Source organism: Nonomuraea sp. SBT364 (genome assembly GCF_001083785.1).
In the GTDB taxonomy this organism is placed as follows: Bacteria; Actinomycetota; Actinomycetes; order Streptosporangiales; family Streptosporangiaceae; genus Nonomuraea.
Window position 1 is genome coordinate 1 of the sequence record NZ_LAVL01000145.1, and the last position, 20,807, is coordinate 20,807.

Genomic DNA, 20,807 nt, shown 5'->3' on the forward strand with positions numbered 1-20,807 from the left:
AGATGTGTAATAAGAGACAGGGCAGGGGCCGCCGTGGAGGGTGGGTGCGGATGGGGTGTTATGAAATGCCCGGTCGGTCCGATCCCTTGTGAGAGAGCGCTCTCTATGGGAGGTATCGTGATCCGATTAAGGACGTCGCTGTGGGCGGCGGTCGCGCTGGTCGTGTCGTTCGTGGTGGCGCCACCGGTGCAGGCGGCGGCCGAGCCGCTGACCGTGACCGACTTCGAAGGCGGCGCCCTGCCGCCCGGCGTCACCGGCTGGGGCAACGACGCCGCCTCGACCCCGGCCCTGGCGCTGGTGCCCGGCGGGGACCGGCCGGGCCAGGCGCTGAGCACCGTCTACACCGTCAGCCAGTGGGGCGGCTGGTCGCACGATCTCACGACCGCCCAGGACTGGGCGCCGTACGAAGGCTTCTCCTTCTGGGTGAACGGCACGGCCACCGGGCAGCGGATCTTCTTCGAGGTGAAGGACGGCGGCGCCGGGGCGGGCGCGGCGGAGCTGTTCGAGTCGTCGTTCGTGGACGACACCGCGGGGTGGCGGCAGATCCGGGTGCCGTTCGCCGACTTCACCCGCCGCACCGACTACCAGCCCGGCGGCGCGCCCTCCGACGGCGAGCTCGACCTGGTCTCCATGTGGGGCTACTCGATGCGGCTGCCCGCGAACTCCGCCGGCACGCTGCTCTGGGACGACGTGCAGGTGTACGGCACGGCGCCGCCCCGTCCGGTACGGCTCGCCACGGACGCGCCGGTCTACCCGGTGAAGGAGAAGGGCGCGGCCGAGGTGCGCGTCTCGGTCAGCACGGCCACCGGCGGGCCGCTCCCGGCCGACCTCACCGTCGGGTACGCGACCGGCATCGGCACGGCCACCCCCGGTGCGGACTACACGCCGGTCGAGGGCACGCTGACGTTCCCGGCGGGCACCCCGTCCGGGTCGGCGCGGGCGTTCACCGTCAGGACGCTGCGCGACGGGCAGGACGAGGTCGCCGAGACGATCCCGATCGTGCTGTCCGGCGAAGGCACCCGGCCTCCGGCGGAGAACCCGGCCGTCGTCATCGACGCGCACGGCCTGCCGTACCTGGACTCCCGCAAGCCCACCCGGCAGCGGGTCGCGGACCTGCTGGGGCGGATGACGACGGCGGAGAAGGTCGGCCAGATGACGCAGGCCGAGCGCGGCGCGCTCGGCAGCCAGAACGACATCGCCACCTACCTGCTCGGCTCGCTGCTGTCGGGCGGCGGCTCGACTCCCTCCACGAACACGCCCGGGGCGTGGGCCGACATGGTGGACGGCTACCAGCTGCGGGCGCGGCAGACGCGGCTGCAGATCCCGCTGATCTACGGCGTGGACGCGGTGCACGGGCACAACAACGTGGTCGGCGCGACGATCTTCCCGCACAACATCGGGCTGGGCGCCGCCCGCGACCCCGATCTGGTCGAGAAGACGGGTGAGATCACCGCGCGCGAGGTGAAGGCGACGGGCATCCCGTGGAACTTCGCGCCGTGCCTGTGCGTGTCACGCGACGACCGCTGGGGACGGGTGTACGAGTCGTTCGGCGAGGACCCGGCGCTGGTGAGCCGGATGGCCTCGATCGTCGACGGGCTGCAGAAGCACGGCGTGCTGGCCACCGCCAAGCACTACGCCGGCGACGGCGGCACCACGTACGGCTCGTCGGCCACCGGCAGCTACACCATCGACCAGGGCGTCACCGAGACGAGCCGGGACGAGCTGGCGGCGATCCATCTGGCGCCGTTCGCCGAGGCGGTCAAGCGGGAGGTGGCGACGGTCATGCCGTCGTTCTCCAGCGTGGACTTCGGCGACGGGCCCCTGAAGATGCACGCGCACCGGGAGCTGATCACCGACGTGCTCAAGGGACGGATGCGCTTCGGCGGCTTCGTGGTCAGCGACTGGCAGGCGATCGACCAGATCCCCGGCGACTACCCGAGCGACGTGCGCACCTCGGTCAACGCCGGGCTCGACATGATCATGGTGCCGTACGCCTACCCGGCGTTCACCACCACGCTGAAGGCCGAGGTCGAGGCCGGCCGGGTGCCGATGGCCAGGATCGACGACGCGGTCACCAGAATTCTGACCCAGAAGTTCGAGCTGGGCCTGTTCGAACGCCCGTACGCGGACCGGTCGGAGCTGGACGAGGTCGGCTCGGCGGCGCACCGCGCGGTGGCGCGGACGGCGGCGGCGAAGTCGCAGGTGCTGCTGAAGAACGACGGCGGGCTGCTGCCGCTGCGCCGTGACGCCAAGGTCTACGTGGCGGGCTCGAACGCCGACGACATCGGCAACCAGTCGGGCGGCTGGACGATCAGCTGGCAGGGCTCGTCCGGGCCGATCACGCCGGGGACCACGATCCTGTCGGCGATCCGCGACCGCGCCGCCTCGGTGACCTACTCGCGCGACGCCTCGGCGCCGCTCGGCGGGCACGACGTGGGCGTGGTGGTGGTCGGTGAGACGCCGTACGCCGAGGGTGTCGGCGACGTGGGCAACGGCGGGCGCACGCTGGAGCCGCAGGCGGCCGACCGGGCGGCGATCGACGCGGTGTGCGGGGCGATGAGGTGCGTGGTGCTGGTGGTCTCCGGCCGGCCGATGCAGCTCGGCGACCTGTCGGGCGTGGAGGCCGTGGTGGCGGCGTGGCTGCCGGGCACCGAGGGCGCCGGGGTGGCCGACCCGCTGTTCGGGGCCGTCCCGTACACCGGGCGGCTGCCGTTCACCTGGTTCCGCTCGGTGGCGCAGATCCCGATCAACGTCGGTGACGCGTCGTACGACCCGCTGTTCCCGTACGGATGGGGACTGCGGACGGATTCGGGACGCGAGCGGCTGAAGGCCGTGCGGGACCGGCTGGCGAGGGGCGACGCACTGTCGAAGGCCGCCGCGGCGGTGCTGACGGCCGCGACGCTGGGCCGCAACTGGAACGCCGACGGCACCGTGCGCGACACGCGGGCCGTGCTGCGCGCCGTCGAGACGACGGCGGCGCTGCTCGAACGCTCCAGGACGGACACGTTCGCGCAGGGCGACGCCGTCGTCTCCGTGGCCAGGGACCTGGCCCAGGCCGCCGGCGGGCAGCCCGGCCTGCAGGCGCTCGCCGACCACGAGCTCGCCTCGGGCGAGCTGAGGAAGGCGGTGGAGCTGCTGGCGCGGGCCGCCCGCTGATCAGTCGACGACGAGGCAGAACGGGTGTCCGGCCGGGTCGAGATAGACGCGGAAGTTGTCGTCCTCGCTCGGCTGGACCTCGTGCTTGGTGGCGCCGATCTTGAGCACCTGTTCCTCGGCCTTGTCCAGGTCGTCGACGACGGTGTCGATGTGGAGCTGCTGGGGCCGCTCGCCGGCCGGCCAGACGGGCGGCCGGTAGTCGTCGGCGCGCTGGAACGCCAGCCGCATCGGCGAGCCGGTCTCCGTCACCACGGCCCAGTCGTCGTCGTCATGGGTCACCGGCCAGCCCAGCAGCTGGGAGTAGAAGCCCGCCAGAGCTCGCGGGTCGGGACAGTCGATCACCGTGGAGTGGAACTCCGCGATGCCGTCCATGGCTCACCTCCGGGATGATGGTCCGCATGGCTGCGAACTCGTTCATGGTTCCTCTCGGCACGCCCGCGCCCCCGTTCGACCTCACCGCCGTCAGCGGCGGCAGCGTCTCGCTCGACGATCTGCGCGGCTCACCCGCCACGCTCGTGGTCTTCCTGTCCAACCACTGCCCGTACGTCCGCCACATCGAGCACGGTCTGGGCGCGTTCGCCGCCGGCTACGGCTCACGCCTGTCGGTCGTGGCCATCTGCAGCAACGACAGCGTGAACTACCCGGACGACGACCCGACACACCTGGCCGAGCAGGCCGCCCGGGCCGGTTTCGGCTTCCCCTATCTGCTGGACGACACCCAGGAGGTCGCCAAGGCCTACAGGGCCGCGTGCACGCCCGACCTGTTCCTCTACGACGCCGACCTCAAGCTGGCCTACCGGGGCGAGTTCGACGGCTCGCGGCCCGGCAACGGGGTCCCGGTGACGGGCTCGTCGGTGCGGGCCGCCGTCGACGCGCTGCTGGAGGGCACGCCGGTCAGCCCGGACCAGGCGCCGGCCATCGGCTGCGGCATCAAGTGGAAGCCGGGCAACGAGCCGGTCTAGTGCGACTCCCACTCGGCGGCGGCGGTGATCGTGGCGGGCAGCGACAGCAGGAGCTCGTGCGGCTCGCCGCCCAGCCAGCCGCGCACCAGCCGGTCACCGGCCGGGCCCGGGTCGAAGTCCTCGCATCCGAGCGGCCCGTAGCAGCCGGCCTGGTCGAGCATGAGGATGAGCGGGTCGTCGTCGGGCAGCGCCGCGGCGTAGGCGGCGGCGTCGAGCAGGGCCAGCGCGCATCTGGCGTTGCGGCCGCCGTCGTTGGACTCCACACGGTCCAGGCGGCGCCTGGCCTGGGCTCGCACATACGCGGCGAGCGACTCGGACCTGCTCAAGACGGACCCTTTTCTACTTCACGTTGGGCTACCACATCATCACGCAAAGCTAGCAGTGATCGCGGGTTGTTAGTGAAGTACGGCGGAGCGCCACCCCGCGAATTCCCGCCGGAGGGGCATGCGGGATCATCGGGGGCATGGATGCGTTCGACGACGTTCTCGCCGCCAATGCGAAGTTCGCCAAGAAGTTCAAGGAGTCCGGTCTCTCCGGCACCGCGGCACGCGGGCTGGCGGTCGTGACCTGCATGGACTCCCGGATCGACCCGCTCGGGCTGCTGGGGCTCAAGCCCGGCGACGCCAAGATCCTGCGCAACGCGGGCGCGCGCGTCACCGACGACGTGCTGCGCACCCTCGTGCTGGGCGTCTACCTGCTCGGCGTGCGCCGGGTGCTGGTCATGCCGCACACCGACTGCGGCATGACCAAGGTGACCGACGCCGACGTGCACGGCCTGACACAGAGCAGCGGCGTCGACACGCGCAGCCTGGAGTTTCACACGGTGCCGGACCAGAACGCCGCCCTGCGGCACGACCTGACCCGCATCTCGTCATCGCCCTTCCTGCCGCCGGACATGCCGGTGCAGGGGGCGATCTACGACGTGCGGACGGGGATGCTGCGACCCGTGGCGTAAGGGGCGTCAGGCGTCGATGTGGTCGCGGTCGATCTCGGCGGCGCTCTTGACGATGAACTCGCGCCGGGGCGCCACGTCGCTGCCCATGAGGAGGCTGAAGATGCTCTCGGCCTCCTCGACGTCCTCGATGCGGACCCGGCGCAGGATGCGGTGGCGCGGGTCCATGGTGGTCTCGGCGAGCTGGTCGGCGTCCATCTCCCCCAGGCCCTTGTAGCGCTGGACCGGGTCCTTCCAGCGCTTGCCGCGCCGCTCCAGGTCGCGCAGCACCTTCTGCAGCTCGCTGTCGGAGTAGCAGTAGATGTACTTGTCCTTGCCCCGGCCCGGGTTGGACAGCTCGATGCGGTGCAGCGGCGGGACCGCGGCGAAGACCCGGCCCGCCTCGACCATCGGCTTCATGTAGCGGTGGAAGAGCGTGAGCAGCAGGCAGCGGATGTGGGCGCCGTCGACGTCGGCGTCGGCCATCAAGATGATCTTGCCGTAGCGGGCGGCCTCGATGTCGAAGGAGCGGCCCGAACCGGCGCCCACCACCTGGATGATCGCGGCGCACTCGGCGTTCTTGAGCATGTCGCTCACGGACGCCTTCTGCACGTTGAGGATCTTGCCGCGGATCGGCAGCAACGCCTGGAACTCGGAGTCGCGGGCCAGCTTGGCCGTGCCGAGCGCCGAGTCGCCCTCGACGATGAACAGCTCGCTGCGGTCGACGCCGTCGCTGCGGCAGTCGACGAGCTTGGCAGGCAGCGCGGAGTTTTCCAGGGCGCTCTTGCGGCGCTGGTTCTCCCGGTGCTCGCGGGCGGCGATGCGCGCCTTGGCGGCGGCGACGATCTTCTCCAGCACGGCGCGCAGCGGCTGCTTCATGCCGCGCGGCGGGTTGGCGAACATCTCCTTGAGCTCGCGGCTGACCACGTGGGAGACGATGCGGGTGGCCGCCGAGGTGCCCAGCACCTCCTTGGTCTGCCCCTCGAACTGCGGCTCGGGCACCCGGATGGTGACGACGGCGGTCAGGCCCTCGGAGATGTCCTCCTTGTTGACCGGGTCGTCGCCGTTCTTCAGCAGGCGGGTCTCGCGCAACTGGTCGTTGATCGTGCGCGCCAGCGCCCGCTCGAAGCCGGTGACGTGGGTGCCGCCCTTGGGGGTGGCGATCACGTTGACGAACGAGCGCACGGTCGACTCGTAGCCCTTGCCCCAGCGCACGGCCACGTCGACGGTGAGCTCGCGCTGGACCTCGGTGGGCGTCATGTGGCCCTGGTCGTCGAGGACCGGGACGGTCTCGTGGAAGTGGCCGACGCCCTGCAGCCGCAGCACTTCGCAGACGGCCTCGTCGCGGGCCAGGAACTCGGTGAACTCGGAGATGCCGCCGTCGAAGCGGAACTCCTCCTCGACGCGCTCCTCGTGACGGCTGTCGATGACGACCAGGGTGAGGCCGGGGACCAGGAACGCGGTCTGGCGCAGCCGGACGTGGATCTCGTCGAGGGAGACCTCCGCGTCGGGCAGGAAGATCTGCTTGTCGGCCCAGAACCGCACCCGGGTGCCGGTGACGCGCTTGGGCAGCTTGCCGCCGTCGCGCAGGCCCGACTTCTTGCGGAACTTGGCCGTGGGCCCGTCGCCGTCGAACACGCCCGGCACGCCGCGCCGGAAGCTGATCTCGTGGACCTGGCCGTCGCGGTCGACCTCGACGTCGAGGCGCGCCGACAGCGCGTTGACCACGGAGGCGCCGACGCCGTGCAGGCCGCCGGAGGCCGCATAGGAGCCGCCGCCGAACTTACCGCCGGCGTGCAGCTTGGTGTAGACGAGCTCGACGCCGGCCAGCCCGCTCTTGGGCTCGACGTCGACCGGGATGCCGCGACCGTTGTCGCGCACCTCGATGGAGCCGTCGGCGTGGAGCTCGACCTCGATGCGGTCGCAGTGGCCGCCGAGCGCCTCGTCGACGCCGTTGTCGACGATCTCCCAGAGGCAGTGCATGAGCCCGCGGCTGTCGGTCGACCCGATGTACATGCCCGGTCGTTTGCGGACGGCTTCGAGGCCCTCCAGCACCGACAGGTGACGAGCTGTGTAACCCGCCTCCACTAGCGTCACTCCAGCTCCTCTGGTCACTTTTCATCGAACACGTGTGCGTAGCCTACCGTTCTTCCCCGACGCACGCGTACAAGCTTGCCATGCGGTCACGTTTGGCGTTACCGGCGGGCTGATCAGCATTACTTTCGGACACATTCCGCTCTGGGCGTAGCGAGGGGGAGGTTGGGAACGTCCACGTCCGGTTAGATGTTGTTCCAAGTGACTGACGCCAGATCCTCGCTTCGGCGGGGGTGACCCGAAAGGCGATACGTGACTGGAGCTCTTGCCCCCGTTAAGCCGCTGACGGCCCTCGACCGCTGCGACCGTTGCGGTGCCCAGGCATACATTCGCGCGACCCTGCCCGTGGGCGGGGAGCTGCTGTTCTGCGCCCACCACGGGCGTCAGCACGTCGCGGCGCTGCGCGAAAAGGGTGCCGACATCCTGGACGAGTCGGCTCGACTCAGCGAAACACCTGCCCACGCCCCCAACGGTGAGCGCTGACGCGCTGGCCGTGATGAGATAACCACATATTGCATGACAGAACGGCGATCCCGGGCACCCGCCCGGGATCGCCGTTCTGCGTCCGTGTGGAGGAGCCGCACGGACGAGCCGCACGGACGAGCCACGCGGACGTCCAGGTCAGCGCACGCGGTAGTGGTAGCCGGCCGTGGGGGTCAGCCCTTCGCTTCGGTAGAGGGCCTGGGCGGCGCGGTTGCCCGCCGTGACCCCCAGGTAGGCGTGCCCTCCCCCGGCCAGCGCCCGCAGGACGCTGCGGGCCAGCCCGCGCCGGCGGGCCGACGGCAGCGTCGCCATGCAGTAGATCCCGACGGTGTCCCCCTGGGGCACGCCCCGGCCCACAGCCACCGGGACGCCGTCCTCCTCCACGGCCGCGTAGCGCGCGGGCACGCCCGTGAGGATGCGCCCGGCCTCGCGCAGGCCGTCGCCGTAGCGGCCGTCCACCTGCCACCACGTCCGCGCCCAGCCGTCCCAGGGGCGGTCCTCGACCCGTACGGGATGGGCGGGGGCGCCCGTGACGGGGCCGGACATGACGACGGTGGGGTCCACCAGCGCGTAGCCGCGACTTTCCAGTTCGGCGTCGAGCCCGGGCGTGGCGCCGGGCCCGATCGAGAAGGCGCACGCCTGCCCCAGGCCCGCGTAGAACGCCTCGGCCGCCTCGATGGCCGCGCCCAGGTCGGGCGGGCTCCCGAGGGGCAGCACCGAGTTCGCCCGCTTGGTCACCCCGCCGGCGTGGCGCAGGATCCAGCCGTCGCGGCTCACCTGTTCGTACGCGGGCCACGCCTCGTGGACGAGGAGGTCGACATCCATGGCCGGGGAGCCTAGCTGACCTGGGTTTGGGGGCATCACTCCAGGTAAGTCCCTCCTCCAGCAAAAGGGCTGTGAAAGGGGTTGCCATGTCCCGGCTGGCAGGGGCCATCGCCGCGATGCTCGTCCTGACGGCGTGCGGCGGCGTGGGAGGGCCGGGGCGACCGGCGGGCGAGTCGCTGACCACGATGGGGTTCGGGCTGCCTGACGAGATCGCCACGGTCCGGGTGGACGCCTTCAAGAAGGCGTACCCGCAGGTGACGGTCCGGATCAACGAGGGCGCGTTCGACGAGCAGGCGTTCCTGTCGGCCGTGGCCTCGGGCAACCCGCCGGACGTCGTCTACCTGTCGCGCGAGCGCCTGGGCAGCTACGCCGCGCGCGGCGCCATCCAGCCGCTGGACGACTGCGTGAGCAGGGAGTCCGTCGCGACCGGCGACTTCTACCCGGCCGCGCGGCAGCAGGTGCGCTACGACGGCCACTGGTACGGCATCCCCGAGTTCTACAACTCCATCGTGCTCATCGTGAACAATGAGGCGGCCCGCGACGCCGGGGTCGACCCGAGGAGCATCGACACCTCCGACTGGGACCGCCTCGCCGAGCTGGCCAGGAGGATGAGCAGGACGAACGGCGGCAAGGTGGAGCGCTTCGGGTTCAATCCCAAGCTGCCAGAGTTCCTGCCGCTGTGGGCCAAGGCCAACGGCGCCGACCTGCTGTCCGCCGACGGCCGCACCTCCCGCCTGGACGACCCCGCCGTCGCCGAGGCCATGGCGTACGCGAACCGCCTGGTCGAGTCGCAGGGCGGCTGGAAGCGGCTCAAGGCGTTCGTGGACACCTGGGACTTCTTCGGCGCCCGCAACCCGTTCGCCGAGGACCAGGTCGGCATGATGCTCAGCGAGCAGTTCCTGGTCAGCTCGATGGCCGGCACCACCCCGGACGTGGCGATCACGGTGCTGCCGTTCAAGGGCCGCGACGGGCAGCCGGTCAACCTCGTCGGCGGCAACGCCTGGGCCGTGCCCAAGGGCGCGCGCAACCCGGAGGCCGCCTGCCGCTGGATGAAGACGATGACCGCCGCCGACACCTGGGTCACCGCCGCCCGGGCCCGCCAGGACAAGCGCACCAAGGAGGGCAAGGTGAACATCGGCACGTTCACCGGCAACGCCAGGGCCGACGGGACGATCTTCACCGAGATCGTCCGCCCGAGCGGGAAGGCGCCGTTCGACGAGGCGGTCAAGACGATCAGGGCGGTGCAGCCGGCCGGGTTCGTGGTGCCGCAGTCGCCGGCGGCGGCCGAGTTCAAGAAGGCGTGGGAGGACGCCGGCACCCGGGTGCTGCTCGGCGGCCAGGATGCCGCCGAGGCCCTGGAGCGCGCCCAGGCCGAGGCGCGGAAGGCCATCGACGGGGCCGCGTCGTGAGGTCCGAGACCCGCTGGGCGTACGTCTTCGTGCTCCCCTGGCTGATCGGGCTGGCGCTGTTCCAGCTCGGCCCGATGCTCGCCAGCCTCGGGCTGTCGTTCACCGAGTACGACCTGATCTCCAGCCCGGAGTTCGCCGGGACGGCCAACTACGCGCGGATGGCGCAGGACCCGAAGGTGGCCGTCGCGATCGGCAACACCGTGCTCTACACGGCCCTGCACGTGCCGCTGGCGATCGTGCTGGCGCTCGGCCTGGCGCTGATGCTGAACCGGGTCGGCGGCCGCGGCGCCGGCGTCTTCCGGACGATCTTCTATCTGCCGTCGATGACCCCGTACGTCGCGGTCGGGGTGCTGTTCCTGTTCCTGCTGAACGGCCAGGCGGGCATGGTCAACCAGTTCCTCGGCCTGTTCGGCATCGACGGGCCGCAGTGGACGACCGACCCGGACTGGATCCTGCCGGGCATCGTGCTCATGTCTCTGTGGAACCTGGGCTCGACGACGATCATCCTGTTCGCGGCGCTCAGGAACGTGCCCGCCGAGCTGGCCGAGGCGGCGATGATCGACGGGGCCGGGACCTGGGCGCGGTTCCGGCGGATCACGCTGCCGATGATCAGCCCGGCGCTGTTCTTCGTCGTGATCATCAACACGATCGCCTCACTGCAGATGTTCGACCAGGTGTACGCCATGTTCTTCGGCAACCAGGCGACGCAGCAGGCGTCGGGCGACTCGGCGCTGTTCTACGTCGTCTACCTGTTCCAGCAGGCCTTCCAGTTCCTGCACATGGGGTACGCCTCGGCGCTGGCCTGGGTGCTGTTCCTGGTGATCGCGCTGATCACGCTGGTGCAGTGGAAGGTCGGCGGCCGGCTGGTGCACTACGAGGCGGGAGACCGGGCATGACGCGGCGGCCGTTCTTCTGGCTCATGCTGGCGGCGGCGTCGGTGATCTTCCTGTACCCGTTCGTGTGGCTGGTCGTCGCCTCGCTCAAACCGCGCTCGTACACCTTCTCCGACCCGTTCGTCCCGTGGCCAGACCCGTTCGCGCCGGAGAGCTACGCGGCCGTCTGGGAGGCCGCGCCGATGCTGGCGTGGCTGGTGAACACCGTGCTCGTGGGCCTGGCGGCGGCGGTCACGGTGACGCTGTCGAGCGCCTTCGTGGCGTTCGGGTTCGCCTACTTCCGCTTCCCGGGGCGCAACGTGATCTTCGCGAGCGTGCTGGGCACGATGATGCTCCCGGCCGCGGTGACGCTGGTGCCGACGTACCTGATCTGGCACGCCGCCGGGCTCACGGGGACGCAGGTGCCGCTGTGGGCGGGCAACCTGTTCGGCTCGGCGTTCTACATCTTCCTGCTGCGCCAGTTCCTGCTCGGCGTGCCCCGGTACGTGTTCGAGGCGGCCCGGGTGGACGGCGCGTCGTACCTGGACCTGTTCTGGCGGATCGCGTTGCCGCTGGCGAAACCGGCGCTGATCATCGCGTTCGTGTTCGAGCTGAAGGCGAGCTGGTTCGACCTGATGAAGCCGCTCATCTATCTGCAGGACCCGGCCCTGTTCACGCTGCCCCGGGGGCTGAAGGCCATCGTCGACCAGTTCTACCAGGGCGGCGACCCCAAGTGGGAGCTCGTGCTGGCCGCCAGTGTGATCACCACGCTGCCGCTGATCGTCGTCTTCTTCGCCGGGCAGCGCTACTTCGTGCAGGGCGTCGCCACCACCGGGCACCGGTGATGACCAGGGCGTATAGGGTTCGGCTGTGCTGATTCTGCTGCCGCCGTCCGAGGGCAAGGCGTCCGCGGGAGACGGCCCGCCCGTCGGCGAGCTGTCCTTCCCCAAGCTCCGCCGCCCGCGCGGGCGGGTCATGAGCGCCCTGATCAAGGCCTCTCGCCGCCGCGACGCACTCGGCGTGCTCGGCCTGTCGCCCGGCCAGGCCCCCGAGCTCGCCAAGAACCTCGCGCTCAAGGAGGCGGGCACCCTCCCGGCCGCCGAGCTCTACACGGGCGTGCTCTACGACAACCTGGCGCTCGCCGGTCTCGGCTCCGACACGCGGGCCAGGGCCGAGGAGAGCGTGCTCATCTTCTCGGGGCTGTGGGGCGTCGTGCGGCTCGGCGACCGCATCCCGCCCTACCGGCTGTCGATGGGCGTGTCGCTGCCTCCTCTGGGCGGGCTGGCCGCCTTCTGGCGCCCGCTGATCACCGCCGAGCTGGACCGGCTGCCCGGCCTGGTCGTCGACCTGCGCTCGGCCACCTACGCGGGCGCCTGGCGCCCCGGCGACCGCGGCGTGTCCGTACGGGTCTTCAAGGACGGCAAGGTCGTCAGCCACATGGCCAAGGCCACCCGCGGCGAGATCGCCAGAAAGCTCCTGGAGAGCGGCCTGACGCCCTCGGCCCCGGACGAGCTGGCCAAGGCGCTGGACGACCTCGGCTACGCCGTGCGGCTCGCTCCCGGCAAGCTCGACGTCGACCTCTGACCAGCCTCCGGACGACTGTCCCGAACGACTGTCGCCGGACGTCAGAAGGGGGCACGGCCCGCGGGCCGTGCCCCCTTCTTGGGGTCTTCGTGCTGAAACCTAGTCCAGGTAGTCGCGCAGGACCTGCGAGCGCGACGGGTGGCGCAGCTTGGACATGGTCTTGGACTCGATCTGCCGGATGCGCTCGCGCGTCACCCCGTAGACCTTGCCGATCTCGTCCAGCGTCTTCGGCTGCCCGTCGGTGAGGCCGAACCGCATCGACACGACGCCCGCCTCGCGCTCCGACAGCGTGTCGAGAACGGAGTGCAGCTGCTCCTGCAGCAGCGTGAAGCTGACGGCGTCGGCCGGCACGATGGCCTCGGAGTCCTCGATGAGGTCACCGAACTCGCTGTCGCCCTCCTCACCCAGCGGGGTGTGCAGGGAGATCGGCTCGCGGCCGTACTTCTGGACCTCGACCACCTTCTCGGGCGTCATGTCCAGCTCGCGGGCGAGCTCTTCCGGCGTGGGCTCGCGGCCCAGGTCCTGCAGCATCTGCCGCTGGACGCGGGCCAGCTTGTTGATCACTTCGACCATGTGGACCGGGATGCGGATCGTCCGCGCCTGGTCGGCCATGGCCCTGGTGATCGCCTGCCGGATCCACCACGTGGCGTAGGTGGAGAACTTGTAGCCCTTGGTGTAGTCGAACTTCTCCACCGCGCGGATCAGGCCCAGGTTGCCTTCCTGGATCAGGTCCAGGAAGAGCATGCCGCGGCCGGTGTAGCGCTTGGCCAGCGAGACCACCAGCCGGAGGTTGGCCTCCAGCAGGTGGTTCTTGGCCCGGCGGCCGTCTTCGGCGATCCACTCCAGCTCGGCGCGGACGTCGACCGGCAGGCCGTCGCTCTCGCCGCCCAGCTGCTCCTCGGCGAACAGGCCGGCCTCGATCCGCTTGGCCAGCTCGACCTCCTGCTCGGCGTTGAGCAGGGGGACCTTGCCGATCTGCTTGAGGTAGTCCTTGACCGGGTCGGCGGTGGCGCCGGCGGCCGCGACCTGCGCGACCGGGGCGTCATCGTCGTCGTCGGACAGGATGAGGACCTCGTCCTCGCTCTTCTCGGCGGTCACCGCGACGGCTTCGGCGACGGCCTTCGGCTCGTCGTCGGAGTCGTCGTCGGAATCACCCTCGGAGTCGGTGTCGGAATCGGCCTCTGCGGTGATCTCCTCGACGTCGATGTCCTCGAGGTCGTCGAGCTCCACGTCGCCGTCGAGCTCGATGTCCTCGTCGTCGTCGGCGTCGGCCTTGGGACCCTCGGGGCCCTTCGGCTTGTTGTCGGCAGGCCCAGCGCTGTCCGGCTTGGCCTTCTTGGCAGGCGCGGCCTTGGCGGGCGCGGCGGCCTTCTTGGCCGCCGGGGCGGCCTTCTTCGCGGGAGCCGGCTTCTTGGCCGCCGGCTCGGCTTCGGCTGTGCCCACGACCGCGGTCACGGTCTCGGGCTGCTGCTCTTTGGCGGCCGCCGCCGTCTTGGTCTTGACGGGCGCGGCGGTCTGGCGCTTTGCTGATCCTCGAGACTTCTTCTTCGGCGCAGCCGAATCCGCGGCGGTCACCACCACGGTCACGCCCTCTTTGCTGAGGTTCCGCAAGAACGCGGCGGCGTGCGACATGGGGATGTCCGCCTCCTCGAAGGCCTGACGGACGTCCTCAGACTCGAGGAAACCCTGCGAGCGCCCACGCTCGAGCAGTCGCTGAATGACGGGCTCGTTCAGCTCTTGTGGCTTCGAGCGAGTCGAACTTGCAGGCGACACGAACACCTCTCGAACGAACGCGTGGCGACAATGGACCCAGATGCCCGCTGGGGGGCTGATGCCTCTCTCAGAGATCGGTGAGGCCGTGCGGAACGCTACGGGCCTGTCAAGCATTCTGGCACGACCGCGCACTCCATACGGCCACCTCCCGGCGGTTGACCTCCACCCTAGGCCGACCAAGAGACTGGTGCGTACGTAAGCGCGGCACTGATATCCGAAAGCAACCCTTATGACTGTTTCATTCAGTCACTCTTCGTGGCGGGCGGCACGTGAATGGCCAGGGCGGTAACGTCATCATCTTGCTCATATCCCGACAACATCCGGTCGACCAGGAAGTCCAGCAACATGTGCGGACTTCTCACGACCTCAGGCGGCGCTTCGGTCACAACACTGCAAATCTCTGCGAGACCGGCATCCAGCCCACGCTTCCGGTTCTCGACGAGGCCGTCGGAGTAGAGCACGGCGGTATGGCCGGGCGGCACCACGAACCGGAACTGCCTTCGGCTGGTCGGCCAGCCTAGTGGAGTGCCCGGCTCGGCGTCGCAGAGGATCGCCGTGCCCTGCGGCGAGACCAGCACGGGCGGCGGGTGGCCGGCCAGCGCCAGCGTGCCCTCGCCGGTGGACGGCTCGACGACCATGTATGCCAGGGTCGTGACCTGCTCCTCCTCCTCGGTGGCGTCGAAGACCCGGTCGAGCCCGGTCAGGACGGCCGCGGGCGGCGGGTTGGTCAGCGCCAGGGCCCGCATGGCGTTGCGGATGCGACCCATCCCGGCCGCCGCCTTGACGCCCTTGCCCATGACGTCGCCGACGACCGCGGCCACCCGGCCGTCCTGCAGCACGAACGCGTCGTACCAGTCGCCGCCGACCTGAACGTGGCGGCTGCCCGAGCGGAAGCGCTGGGCCAGCTCCAGGCCCTTGACCACGGGCAGGCGGTCGGGCAGCAGGCTGCGCTGCAGCGTCTCGGCGGTGCGGTGCTCACGCTCGAACAGCGTGGCGCGCTCCACGGCCAGGGCGCACTGCCCGGCCAGCGCCTCCAGGAAGACGCCGTCCTCCTGGGAGATCTTCTGCGGCCGGGTGAAGGAGAAGCGCAGCGCGCCCAGCGCCCGGCCAGCCGCCAGCAGCGGCAGCCCGACCCAGGCGCGCTCGTCGCTGCCGGCCAGGTAGTTGGTCAGCACCTGCTCGTCGCCGCCGGCCTCCAGCAGCTGGGTCTTCAGGCTCTCGGGCGACTCGGCGAACACCGGCCTGCGGCTGTTGACCGCCATGGTCATCACGCTGGAGCTGGACAGCGGGATCTCCTCGCCGGCGGCGCCGGACGCCTCGGGGACGCCCTCGCCGTTGATCAGCTTGAGCGCCGCCCGGTCGGTGTCGAGCAGCGCCACGGCCGAGCGGTCGGCGGCCAGCGCCGTGCGGCCGACGTCGATGATGACCTGCACCACCTGCTCGACGGTGAGCGCCTCGGCCAGTATGGCGGTGGCGCCCTGCAGCCGGGCGGTGCGCAGGGCGGCCGCGCCGAGCTGGTCGGTCAGCCTGCCGCGCATCTCCTCGGCCTCACGCTGCGGCGTGACGTCGGTGTTGGCGCCCACCCACTCCACGACCCGGCCGTGCCGGATGATCGGCACGGCGCGCACCTCGAAGTGGCGGTAGCCGCTGGCCCGGGTGCGCACGCGGTAGTTCCACTCGAACATGGTGCGGCCGCGCAGCGCCTCCTTCCAGGCCTCTTCGGTGTGCTGGCGCTCCTCGGGGTGGACCACGTCCAGCCAGCCGGCCGTCAGGTACTCCTCCAGGCCCTGGCCGGTGATGGCGCGCCACTGCGGCGCGTCCTCGACCACCGTGCCGGTCGGCGAGGTGATCCAGACGAGCTGCGACTGCGCCTCGACCAGCGAGCGGTAGCGCTCCTCGCTGCGGCGCAGGTCCTCCTCGACCAGGCGGCTCTCGGTCACGTCGAGCCCGGCCAGGGCGACGGCCTGCAGCGCGCCGTCGCCGTCGTGCACCGGCGAGAAGGAGACCGACCAGTAGCGGGCCTCACCCCCGGGCGCGCGCACCCGTACGGGCCGCTCCGAGACCGGCGCGTCGCTGCCGATGACGGCCTGGACGCCGTGCGTGATGAGCTGGCTGAGGTCGGCCGCGAGCGTCTCGGCCGGGGCACGCCCCAGCAGCCGCTCGGCGGGAACGCCGACGACCTCGGCGAAGACGTCGTTGACCCGCAGGACGCGGGTCTCGGTGTCGAAGAAGGCAAAGGCGAACTCTGCCTCGGACAGCAGGCCCTCGAAGAGGGCGGAGTCTGAGACGTCCACATCCGACTCCCGGGGACGGGGAACGGAGGTCTCGGCGCTCATGGTCGGCACCTCCGTCGCGTGCCAGGGTCTCCCACGCGGCACATCTCCATAATCGTGTATCGGCGTAGCGCAGCTCCGGGCGACCGGATTCTGCAGTACATCATCTGCGATGGGCGGGCGCGGACGGAAGCCCCGGCCGCCATACGGTCAACGCATCCTGTCAAAATCGCTCCACGTTGCGCAGCAAGATCAGGCTACTCGGCCTTCGCCGCGCGCTTGGCCGCCTGCTTGGCGGCTCGCACTCTGCCCAGGCTGTCGGCGTCGACCACGTCCGCGACCGACCGGTAGGACCCCTGCTCGCCGTAGGGACCGGCGGCCTCGCGCCATCCTTGCGGCTGGACCCCCAACTGCTTGCCCAGCAATGCCAAAAATATCTGGGCCTTCTGCTTGCCGTATCCCGGAAGCTCCATCAGTCGTTTGAGCAACTGCTTACCGTCGGCGGCCTCGATCCAGATGCGCTCGGGCTTGCCGTCGTAGTGCTCGACGAGGTAGGCGGCCAGCTGCTGGACCCGGGCCGCCATCGACTTGGGATAGCGGTGGACCGCCGGCTTGGCGGCCAGGAGCGCGGTGAACGCCTCGGGGTCGTAGGCCGCGATCTCCTCGGCGGTGAGCTCGTGCCCGAGCCGTTCGGAGATGGTGTGAGGACCCGTGAACGCCCACTCCATCGGCACCTGCTGATCGAGCAGCATGCCGACGAGCAGGGCGAGCGGACTGCGGCCGAGAAGTTCGTCGGCCTCCGCCCGCTGGGTGAGCTGGATGCGCATGGGAACAGCTTCGCACGAAAGCCGTTGCCGAGAAGCGAAGACAGCCGTCGTGGAGGCTTGACACCGGCCCGAGAAAAGATGAAATGAGAGCGCAAGTCACCTGCGTCCATTCCTGGGGGTTTGCCCTGGGGCATCCAGAGGAATCTCACACCTATGCTCGCTCTGGCCACACGCTTCCTCAAGGAGCCGGTCAGTCTCAGGCTGGCCGAAGAGTTCCTGACCGTGCCCGTGGACACCATCGACCGGTGCGTCGAGGACGTGTGCGCGTGCGCGCAGCACCTCGGCATCACCACTACGCCCGAGATCGTGGAGCGGATCGCCCGCGAGCACCTGCTCGCGATCGTCAACTCCGCGCCGCCGCCGCGCGGCCCTCGATAACATCGAAGTCACCGGACCGCGTTCTGCGCACCGTTTCCGCCTGGAATGCGAGAGAGTGAGGGCGTGCGCCGACACCGACGAGACCCCCGGGAGAGCACCCCACCCGACGACGTGTTCAAAGAGATGGTGCAGGCGGCCCGCGAGCTGCTGGCCGTGCGCAGCCCGCTCGACGCGGAGTTGATGGTCTCCGACATGGTCGGGGCCTGGTGGGGCAGGAAGGTGCGGGGCGGCGACGTCGAGCAGGTGCTCGGCGAGGGGCTGGTCGACTACGCCGCCAAGGCCGGCACGCCGGCGTCGCTGACGCTGCTGATCTGCCTGGCCTACCTCGGCACCGCCCGGCAGGGCGCCAAGGCCGAGGGCGCGGCGCTGGCCATGATGGAGTCCGGCGTCGCCAGGCCCGGCTGGGCCGACCGGGTGGGCGCCGTCAAGCCCACCGGCTGCTACGTCTCCCGCGACGCCTACGGCGACCAGGACACCGTCATCTGCACCTTCGCCTACCGCTGGAACGAGGACTCCACGCCCCGGCACAACCAGGACCGGCACGCGCTGGTCATGGTCGTCGACCACAACATGTCCGGCATGGCGCGCGACGCCTGGGTGTCCTCCCAGGTCGACAAGCTGCTGGAGCAGGCCAGGGCCGAGGCCGCGGGCAACCCGATGCTGCTGTTCGAGGAGATCGAGCCGCAGCAGGCCAGGGCCCTGCTCGAATCGGCGATGAAGGCCACCCGCGAGCCGAAGACGACACCGCCGGTCAGCGACAGCTACAGCGCCTACCACGCCTTCGCCCGCGCCCGCCTGAAGGCGCTGCCGCCCGGCCGCAAGCGGCCCGCTCCGCTGCACATCGAGGCCCCCTACAGCCGCGAGCGGCGGGCGATGCTGGCCGCCGAGTTCCTCGCCTCCGACGCGGCCGAGCACCTGTCCGACCCGTCGGCGGCCTCCCGGTGCGCCGACCACATCATCGACTACGGCTGCGAGCAGGACTTCGGCCGGCCGCTGCGGGTCAGCCCGACCAAGTGCGAGACGTTCCTGCTCGACTGGCTGCCGCGCAAGGTCATGCTGTCGCAGGCCGAGCAGGAGGCGATGCCGCACGCGCTGTCGGCCTGGGTGCGCTTCGCCGCCGCCCGCACCGGCCTGCCCGAGCAGGGGCTGAAGGCCACGCTCGACGCGGTGTGGGAGGCGATCGGCAAGTTCCCCGAGGCCTACCGCGACCCGACGTCCTTCGGGCTGGACCGGCCGCTGCTGGAGCGCCTGCTGCCCGACGGCGACCTGTCGGCGCTGGCCAGGCGGGCGTTCGCGTTCCCGTTCCTGCAGGGCGTGCACAACGGCGTCGACCTCGACCGGCTCAACCCCGCCGACGAGGCGGACCGCCGTACCCTCCTGGAGATCGACCACGTCGGCGAGATCGACGAGGAGCACCTGGCGTGGCACGAGGAGATCGCCACCCGGCTGTGGGAGGGCGACCCGCCGCAGCTGTGGGAGGCCGCCCAGCGGCTGCTCGACCTCGGCCACGACCGCCACGACGTGCTGCACGTGCTCATCGAGATCGCCGAGCGCATCGGCGGCGACCCCGAGGAGCTGGCCGCCGCGCTCGACGACATCGCCGACATCCCCGACGAGATCTGATGGCCATGTACACGCGGCTGGCGCCCGGCCGCTACCGGGCGTCGGAGCACACCCAGGGCCCGTGGGACCCGGCCAGCCAGCACCTGGGGCCGGTGACGGCGCTCCTCGTGCACGAGCTGGCGCTGACCGCCCCGCGTCCCGGCCTGGAGCTGGCACGGCTGGCGGTCGACGTCCTCGGTCCCGTACCCGTGACCGACCTCGACGTCCGCACCGACGTCGTCCGAGACGGCAAGCGCGTGCAGTGCCTGTCGGCGTCGGTGAGCGGCGGCGGCCGCGAGCACGTCAGGGCCACCGCGTGGCGCATCCGCGAGTCGCCCACGCCCGCCACGCCGGCCGCCGCCCCGCCGCCGCTGCCGGGACCGCAGGGCGACTCCTGGATCTCGACAGGCTTCGGCTACGGGCGCGCCACCGAATGGCGGTTCGCCAGGGGCGGGCCCGGCGAGACGGGTCCCGCCACGGCGTGGGGCAGGTCCAGGGTCGCGCTGGTCGAGGGTGAGGAGATCACGCCGGCGGAGCGGCTGGCGCTGTTCGCCGACAGCGGCAACGGCATCAGTCTCGCCCTCGGCTTCGACACCCACCTGTTCGTGAACGTCGACCTGACCATCTCGCTGTTCCGCGCGCCCGCCGGCGAGTGGATCTGCCTCGACGCCGCCACCGCCATCGGCCCGTCCGGGCGCGGGCTCACCCGGTCCACCCTGTACGACCTCGACGGCGAAGTGGGGACCGCGACTCAGACGTTGTTCGTCGCGCCGAGGTAGCCGCTACCGCCATGATGGGGGGCATGGTGATCGACCTGAACGCGGACCTCGGCGAAGGCTTCGGCATCTGGCGGCTCGGCGACGACCTGGCGCTGCTCGACATCGTCACCAGCGCCAACGTCGCCTGCGGCTTCCACGCCGGCGACCCGGTGACCATCAGGCGCACCTGCGCCGCCGCCGTCGACCGTGGGGTGACGATCGGGGCGCAGGTGTCCTACCGCGACCTGGCCCACTTCGGGCGCCGGGAGATGGACGTGGAGCCGGAGGAGCTCTGCGCCGAGGTGCTCTACCAGCTCGCCGCCGTCGACGGCATCGCCCGCGCGATGGGCGGCCGGGTCTCGTACGTGAAGCCGCACGGCGCCCTCTACAACCGGATCTGCCGTGACCGCGAGCAGGCCGAGGCCGTGATCGACGCCGTCGCCGACTACGACCCGTCCCTGCCGGTGCTCACCCTGCCCGGCTCCGTCGTGCACACCGTCGCGGCGGCCGAGGGCGTCCCCACGGTCGCCGAGGCGTTCGCCGACCGCGCCTACACCGCCGACGGCGCCCTCGTCCCCCGCCGCTCCCCCGGCGCCGTGCTGCACGACGCCGCCGACGTCTCGGCCCGCGCCGTCCGCATGGCCGTCTCGGGGTCGGTCACCTCCGTGGACGGGGCCGAGGTCCCGGTCAAGGCCCGCTCCCTCTGCGTCCACGGCGACACGCCGGACGCCGTCCACCTCGCCCGCACGGTCCGCGACGACCTCCTCGCGGCCGGGTCTCGTACGTGAAGCCGCACGGCGCCCGAAGTGGGCCAGGTCGCGGTAGGACACCTGCGCCCCGATCGTCACCCCACGGTCGACGGCGGCGGCGCAGGTGCGCC

General features: G+C 70.9%; 19 protein-coding genes and 1 pseudogene. 12 read left to right on the plus strand and 8 right to left on the minus strand.

Annotated elements, in window-relative coordinates:
• Positions 1–117: 117 nt before the first annotated feature.
• Positions 118–3,156 carry a glycoside hydrolase family 3 N-terminal domain-containing protein gene (locus tag ADY59_RS37675; RefSeq protein ID WP_231619083.1) on the plus strand — a complete coding sequence of 1,013 codons (3,039 nt, stop codon included), beginning with the start codon at positions 118–120 and terminating at the stop codon, positions 3,154–3,156.
• Here ADY59_RS37675 and ADY59_RS37680 read toward each other — a convergent pair whose 3' ends face one another.
• Positions 3,157–3,528, minus strand: coding sequence for a VOC family protein (locus ADY59_RS37680; RefSeq protein WP_049573008.1), 372 nt, complete (start codon positions 3,526–3,528; stop codon positions 3,157–3,159). It lies immediately after the preceding gene.
• Positions 3,529–3,554: 26 nt separating this feature from the next.
• On the opposite strand from ADY59_RS37680, the gene ADY59_RS37685 reads away from it, so the two are divergent.
• The gene (locus tag ADY59_RS37685; protein WP_049573040.1) at positions 3,555–4,118 is read left to right on the plus strand and encodes a thioredoxin family protein; all 564 of its coding nucleotides are present in this window, start codon (positions 3,555–3,557) and stop codon (positions 4,116–4,118) included.
• Here ADY59_RS37685 and ADY59_RS37690 read toward each other — a convergent pair.
• The gene (locus tag ADY59_RS37690) at positions 4,115–4,444 is read right to left on the minus strand and encodes a hypothetical protein (protein ID WP_049573009.1); all 330 of its coding nucleotides are present in this window, start codon (positions 4,442–4,444) and stop codon (positions 4,115–4,117) included. The genes ADY59_RS37685 and ADY59_RS37690 overlap by 4 nt on opposite strands.
• 137 nt (positions 4,445–4,581) lie before the next feature.
• On the opposite strand from ADY59_RS37690, the gene ADY59_RS37695 reads away from it, so the two are divergent.
• Positions 4,582–5,073: a beta-class carbonic anhydrase gene (locus ADY59_RS37695; RefSeq protein WP_049573010.1), complete on the plus strand. Its 492-nt coding sequence runs from the start codon at positions 4,582–4,584 to the stop codon at positions 5,071–5,073.
• Between the two features lie 6 nt (positions 5,074–5,079).
• Here ADY59_RS37695 and ADY59_RS37700 read toward each other — a convergent pair whose 3' ends face one another.
• The gene (locus ADY59_RS37700; RefSeq protein WP_231619084.1) at positions 5,080–7,146 is read right to left on the minus strand and encodes a DNA gyrase/topoisomerase IV subunit B; all 2,067 of its coding nucleotides are present in this window, start codon (positions 7,144–7,146) and stop codon (positions 5,080–5,082) included.
• A gap of 249 nt (positions 7,147–7,395) precedes the next feature.
• On the opposite strand from ADY59_RS37700, the gene ADY59_RS52945 reads away from it, so the two are divergent.
• Positions 7,396–7,626, plus strand: coding sequence for a DUF7455 domain-containing protein (locus tag ADY59_RS52945; RefSeq protein ID WP_082310712.1), 231 nt, complete (start codon positions 7,396–7,398; stop codon positions 7,624–7,626).
• Positions 7,627–7,764: 138 nt separating this feature from the next.
• On the opposite strand, the gene ADY59_RS37705 is transcribed toward ADY59_RS52945, so the two are convergent.
• A complete protein-coding gene (locus ADY59_RS37705) occupies positions 7,765–8,451 on the minus strand; it encodes a GNAT family N-acetyltransferase (protein ID WP_049573012.1) in 687 nt (228 codons plus the stop codon).
• 86 nt (positions 8,452–8,537) lie between these two features.
• On the opposite strand from ADY59_RS37705, the gene ADY59_RS37710 reads away from it, so the two are divergent.
• Genes ADY59_RS37710 through ADY59_RS37725 form a run of 4 tightly spaced genes read left to right on the plus strand, consistent with a single transcriptional unit; the run spans position 8,538 to position 12,316 of the window.
• Positions 8,538–9,860, plus strand: coding sequence for an ABC transporter substrate-binding protein (locus ADY59_RS37710; RefSeq protein WP_049573013.1), 1,323 nt, complete (start codon positions 8,538–8,540; stop codon positions 9,858–9,860).
• On the plus strand, positions 9,857–10,756 hold the full coding sequence (locus tag ADY59_RS37715) for a carbohydrate ABC transporter permease (protein ID WP_049573014.1): 900 nt from the start codon (positions 9,857–9,859) through the stop codon (positions 10,754–10,756). The genes ADY59_RS37710 and ADY59_RS37715 overlap by 4 nt, the downstream gene beginning before the upstream one ends.
• Positions 10,753–11,577 carry a carbohydrate ABC transporter permease gene (locus ADY59_RS37720; protein WP_049573017.1) on the plus strand — a complete coding sequence of 275 codons (825 nt, stop codon included), beginning with the start codon at positions 10,753–10,755 and terminating at the stop codon, positions 11,575–11,577. Before ADY59_RS37715 ends, ADY59_RS37720 begins: the two co-directional genes overlap by 4 nt.
• Before the next feature lie 25 nt (positions 11,578–11,602).
• Complete coding sequence (locus ADY59_RS37725) at positions 11,603–12,316, plus strand: YaaA family protein (protein ID WP_049573019.1); 714 nt, start codon at positions 11,603–11,605, stop codon at positions 12,314–12,316.
• Positions 12,317–12,415: 99 nt separating this feature from the next.
• Here the strand turns inward: ADY59_RS37725 and ADY59_RS37730 are convergent, their stop codons facing one another.
• From ADY59_RS37730 to ADY59_RS37740, 3 genes are all read right to left on the minus strand, one after another.
• The gene (locus ADY59_RS37730) at positions 12,416–14,089 is read right to left on the minus strand and encodes an RNA polymerase sigma factor (RefSeq protein WP_082310715.1); all 1,674 of its coding nucleotides are present in this window, start codon (positions 14,087–14,089) and stop codon (positions 12,416–12,418) included.
• 242 nt (positions 14,090–14,331) lie between these two features.
• Positions 14,332–16,425: a SpoIIE family protein phosphatase gene (locus tag ADY59_RS37735; RefSeq protein ID WP_049573024.1), complete on the minus strand. Its 2,094-nt coding sequence runs from the start codon at positions 16,423–16,425 to the stop codon at positions 14,332–14,334.
• A 194-nt stretch (positions 16,426–16,619) separates the two neighbouring features.
• A complete protein-coding gene (locus ADY59_RS37740; RefSeq protein WP_049573027.1) occupies positions 16,620–17,189 on the minus strand; it encodes an HhH-GPD-type base excision DNA repair protein in 570 nt (189 codons plus the stop codon).
• 153 nt (positions 17,190–17,342) lie between these two features.
• Between ADY59_RS37740 and ADY59_RS37745 the strand changes: the two genes are divergently transcribed.
• The 4 genes from ADY59_RS37745 (at position 17,343) to ADY59_RS37760 (ending at position 20,715) form a co-directional block, all read left to right on the plus strand.
• The gene (locus tag ADY59_RS37745; protein WP_049573034.1) at positions 17,343–17,567 is read left to right on the plus strand and encodes a hypothetical protein; all 225 of its coding nucleotides are present in this window, start codon (positions 17,343–17,345) and stop codon (positions 17,565–17,567) included.
• Between the two features lie 123 nt (positions 17,568–17,690).
• Positions 17,691–19,190 carry a hypothetical protein gene (locus ADY59_RS37750; RefSeq protein WP_049573041.1) on the plus strand — a complete coding sequence of 500 codons (1,500 nt, stop codon included), beginning with the start codon at positions 17,691–17,693 and terminating at the stop codon, positions 19,188–19,190.
• On the plus strand, positions 19,190–19,948 hold the full coding sequence (locus tag ADY59_RS37755) for a thioesterase family protein (protein ID WP_049573037.1): 759 nt from the start codon (positions 19,190–19,192) through the stop codon (positions 19,946–19,948). The genes ADY59_RS37750 and ADY59_RS37755 overlap by 1 nt, the downstream gene beginning before the upstream one ends.
• Before the next feature lie 23 nt (positions 19,949–19,971).
• A complete protein-coding gene (locus ADY59_RS37760) occupies positions 19,972–20,715 on the plus strand; it encodes a LamB/YcsF family protein (protein WP_049573039.1) in 744 nt (247 codons plus the stop codon).
• Between the two features lie 3 nt (positions 20,716–20,718).
• On the opposite strand, the pseudogene ADY59_RS53800 reads toward ADY59_RS37760, so the two are convergent.
• Positions 20,719–20,775, minus strand: a pseudogene (locus ADY59_RS53800) (LamB/YcsF family protein); the annotation flags it as partial.
• Positions 20,776–20,807 lie beyond the last annotated feature (32 nt).

Excerpts from the sequence above, each read along its gene's own strand:
- ADY59_RS37735 (WP_049573024.1), bottom strand. The coding sequence starts at position 16,425 with ATGAGCGCCGAGACCTCCGTTCCCCGTCCCCGGGAGTCGGATGTGGAC.
- ADY59_RS37720 (WP_049573017.1), top strand. The coding sequence starts at position 10,753 with ATGACGCGGCGGCCGTTCTTCTGGCTCATGCTGGCGGCGGCGTCGGTG.
- ADY59_RS37685 (WP_049573040.1), top strand. The coding sequence starts at position 3,555 with ATGGCTGCGAACTCGTTCATGGTTCCTCTCGGCACGCCCGCGCCCCCG.
- ADY59_RS37745 (WP_049573034.1), top strand. The coding sequence starts at position 17,343 with ATGCTCGCTCTGGCCACACGCTTCCTCAAGGAGCCGGTCAGTCTCAGG.
- ADY59_RS37705 (WP_049573012.1), bottom strand. The coding sequence starts at position 8,451 with ATGGATGTCGACCTCCTCGTCCACGAGGCGTGGCCCGCGTACGAACAG.
- ADY59_RS37695 (WP_049573010.1), top strand. The coding sequence starts at position 4,582 with ATGGATGCGTTCGACGACGTTCTCGCCGCCAATGCGAAGTTCGCCAAG.
- ADY59_RS37680 (WP_049573008.1), bottom strand. The coding sequence starts at position 3,528 with ATGGACGGCATCGCGGAGTTCCACTCCACGGTGATCGACTGTCCCGAC.
- ADY59_RS37740 (WP_049573027.1), bottom strand. The coding sequence starts at position 17,189 with ATGCGCATCCAGCTCACCCAGCGGGCGGAGGCCGACGAACTTCTCGGC.
- ADY59_RS37760 (WP_049573039.1), top strand. The coding sequence starts at position 19,972 with ATGGTGATCGACCTGAACGCGGACCTCGGCGAAGGCTTCGGCATCTGG.
- ADY59_RS37755 (WP_049573037.1), top strand. The coding sequence starts at position 19,190 with ATGGCCATGTACACGCGGCTGGCGCCCGGCCGCTACCGGGCGTCGGAG.
- ADY59_RS37710 (WP_049573013.1), top strand. The coding sequence starts at position 8,538 with ATGTCCCGGCTGGCAGGGGCCATCGCCGCGATGCTCGTCCTGACGGCG.
- ADY59_RS37750 (WP_049573041.1), top strand. The coding sequence starts at position 17,691 with ATGGTGCAGGCGGCCCGCGAGCTGCTGGCCGTGCGCAGCCCGCTCGAC.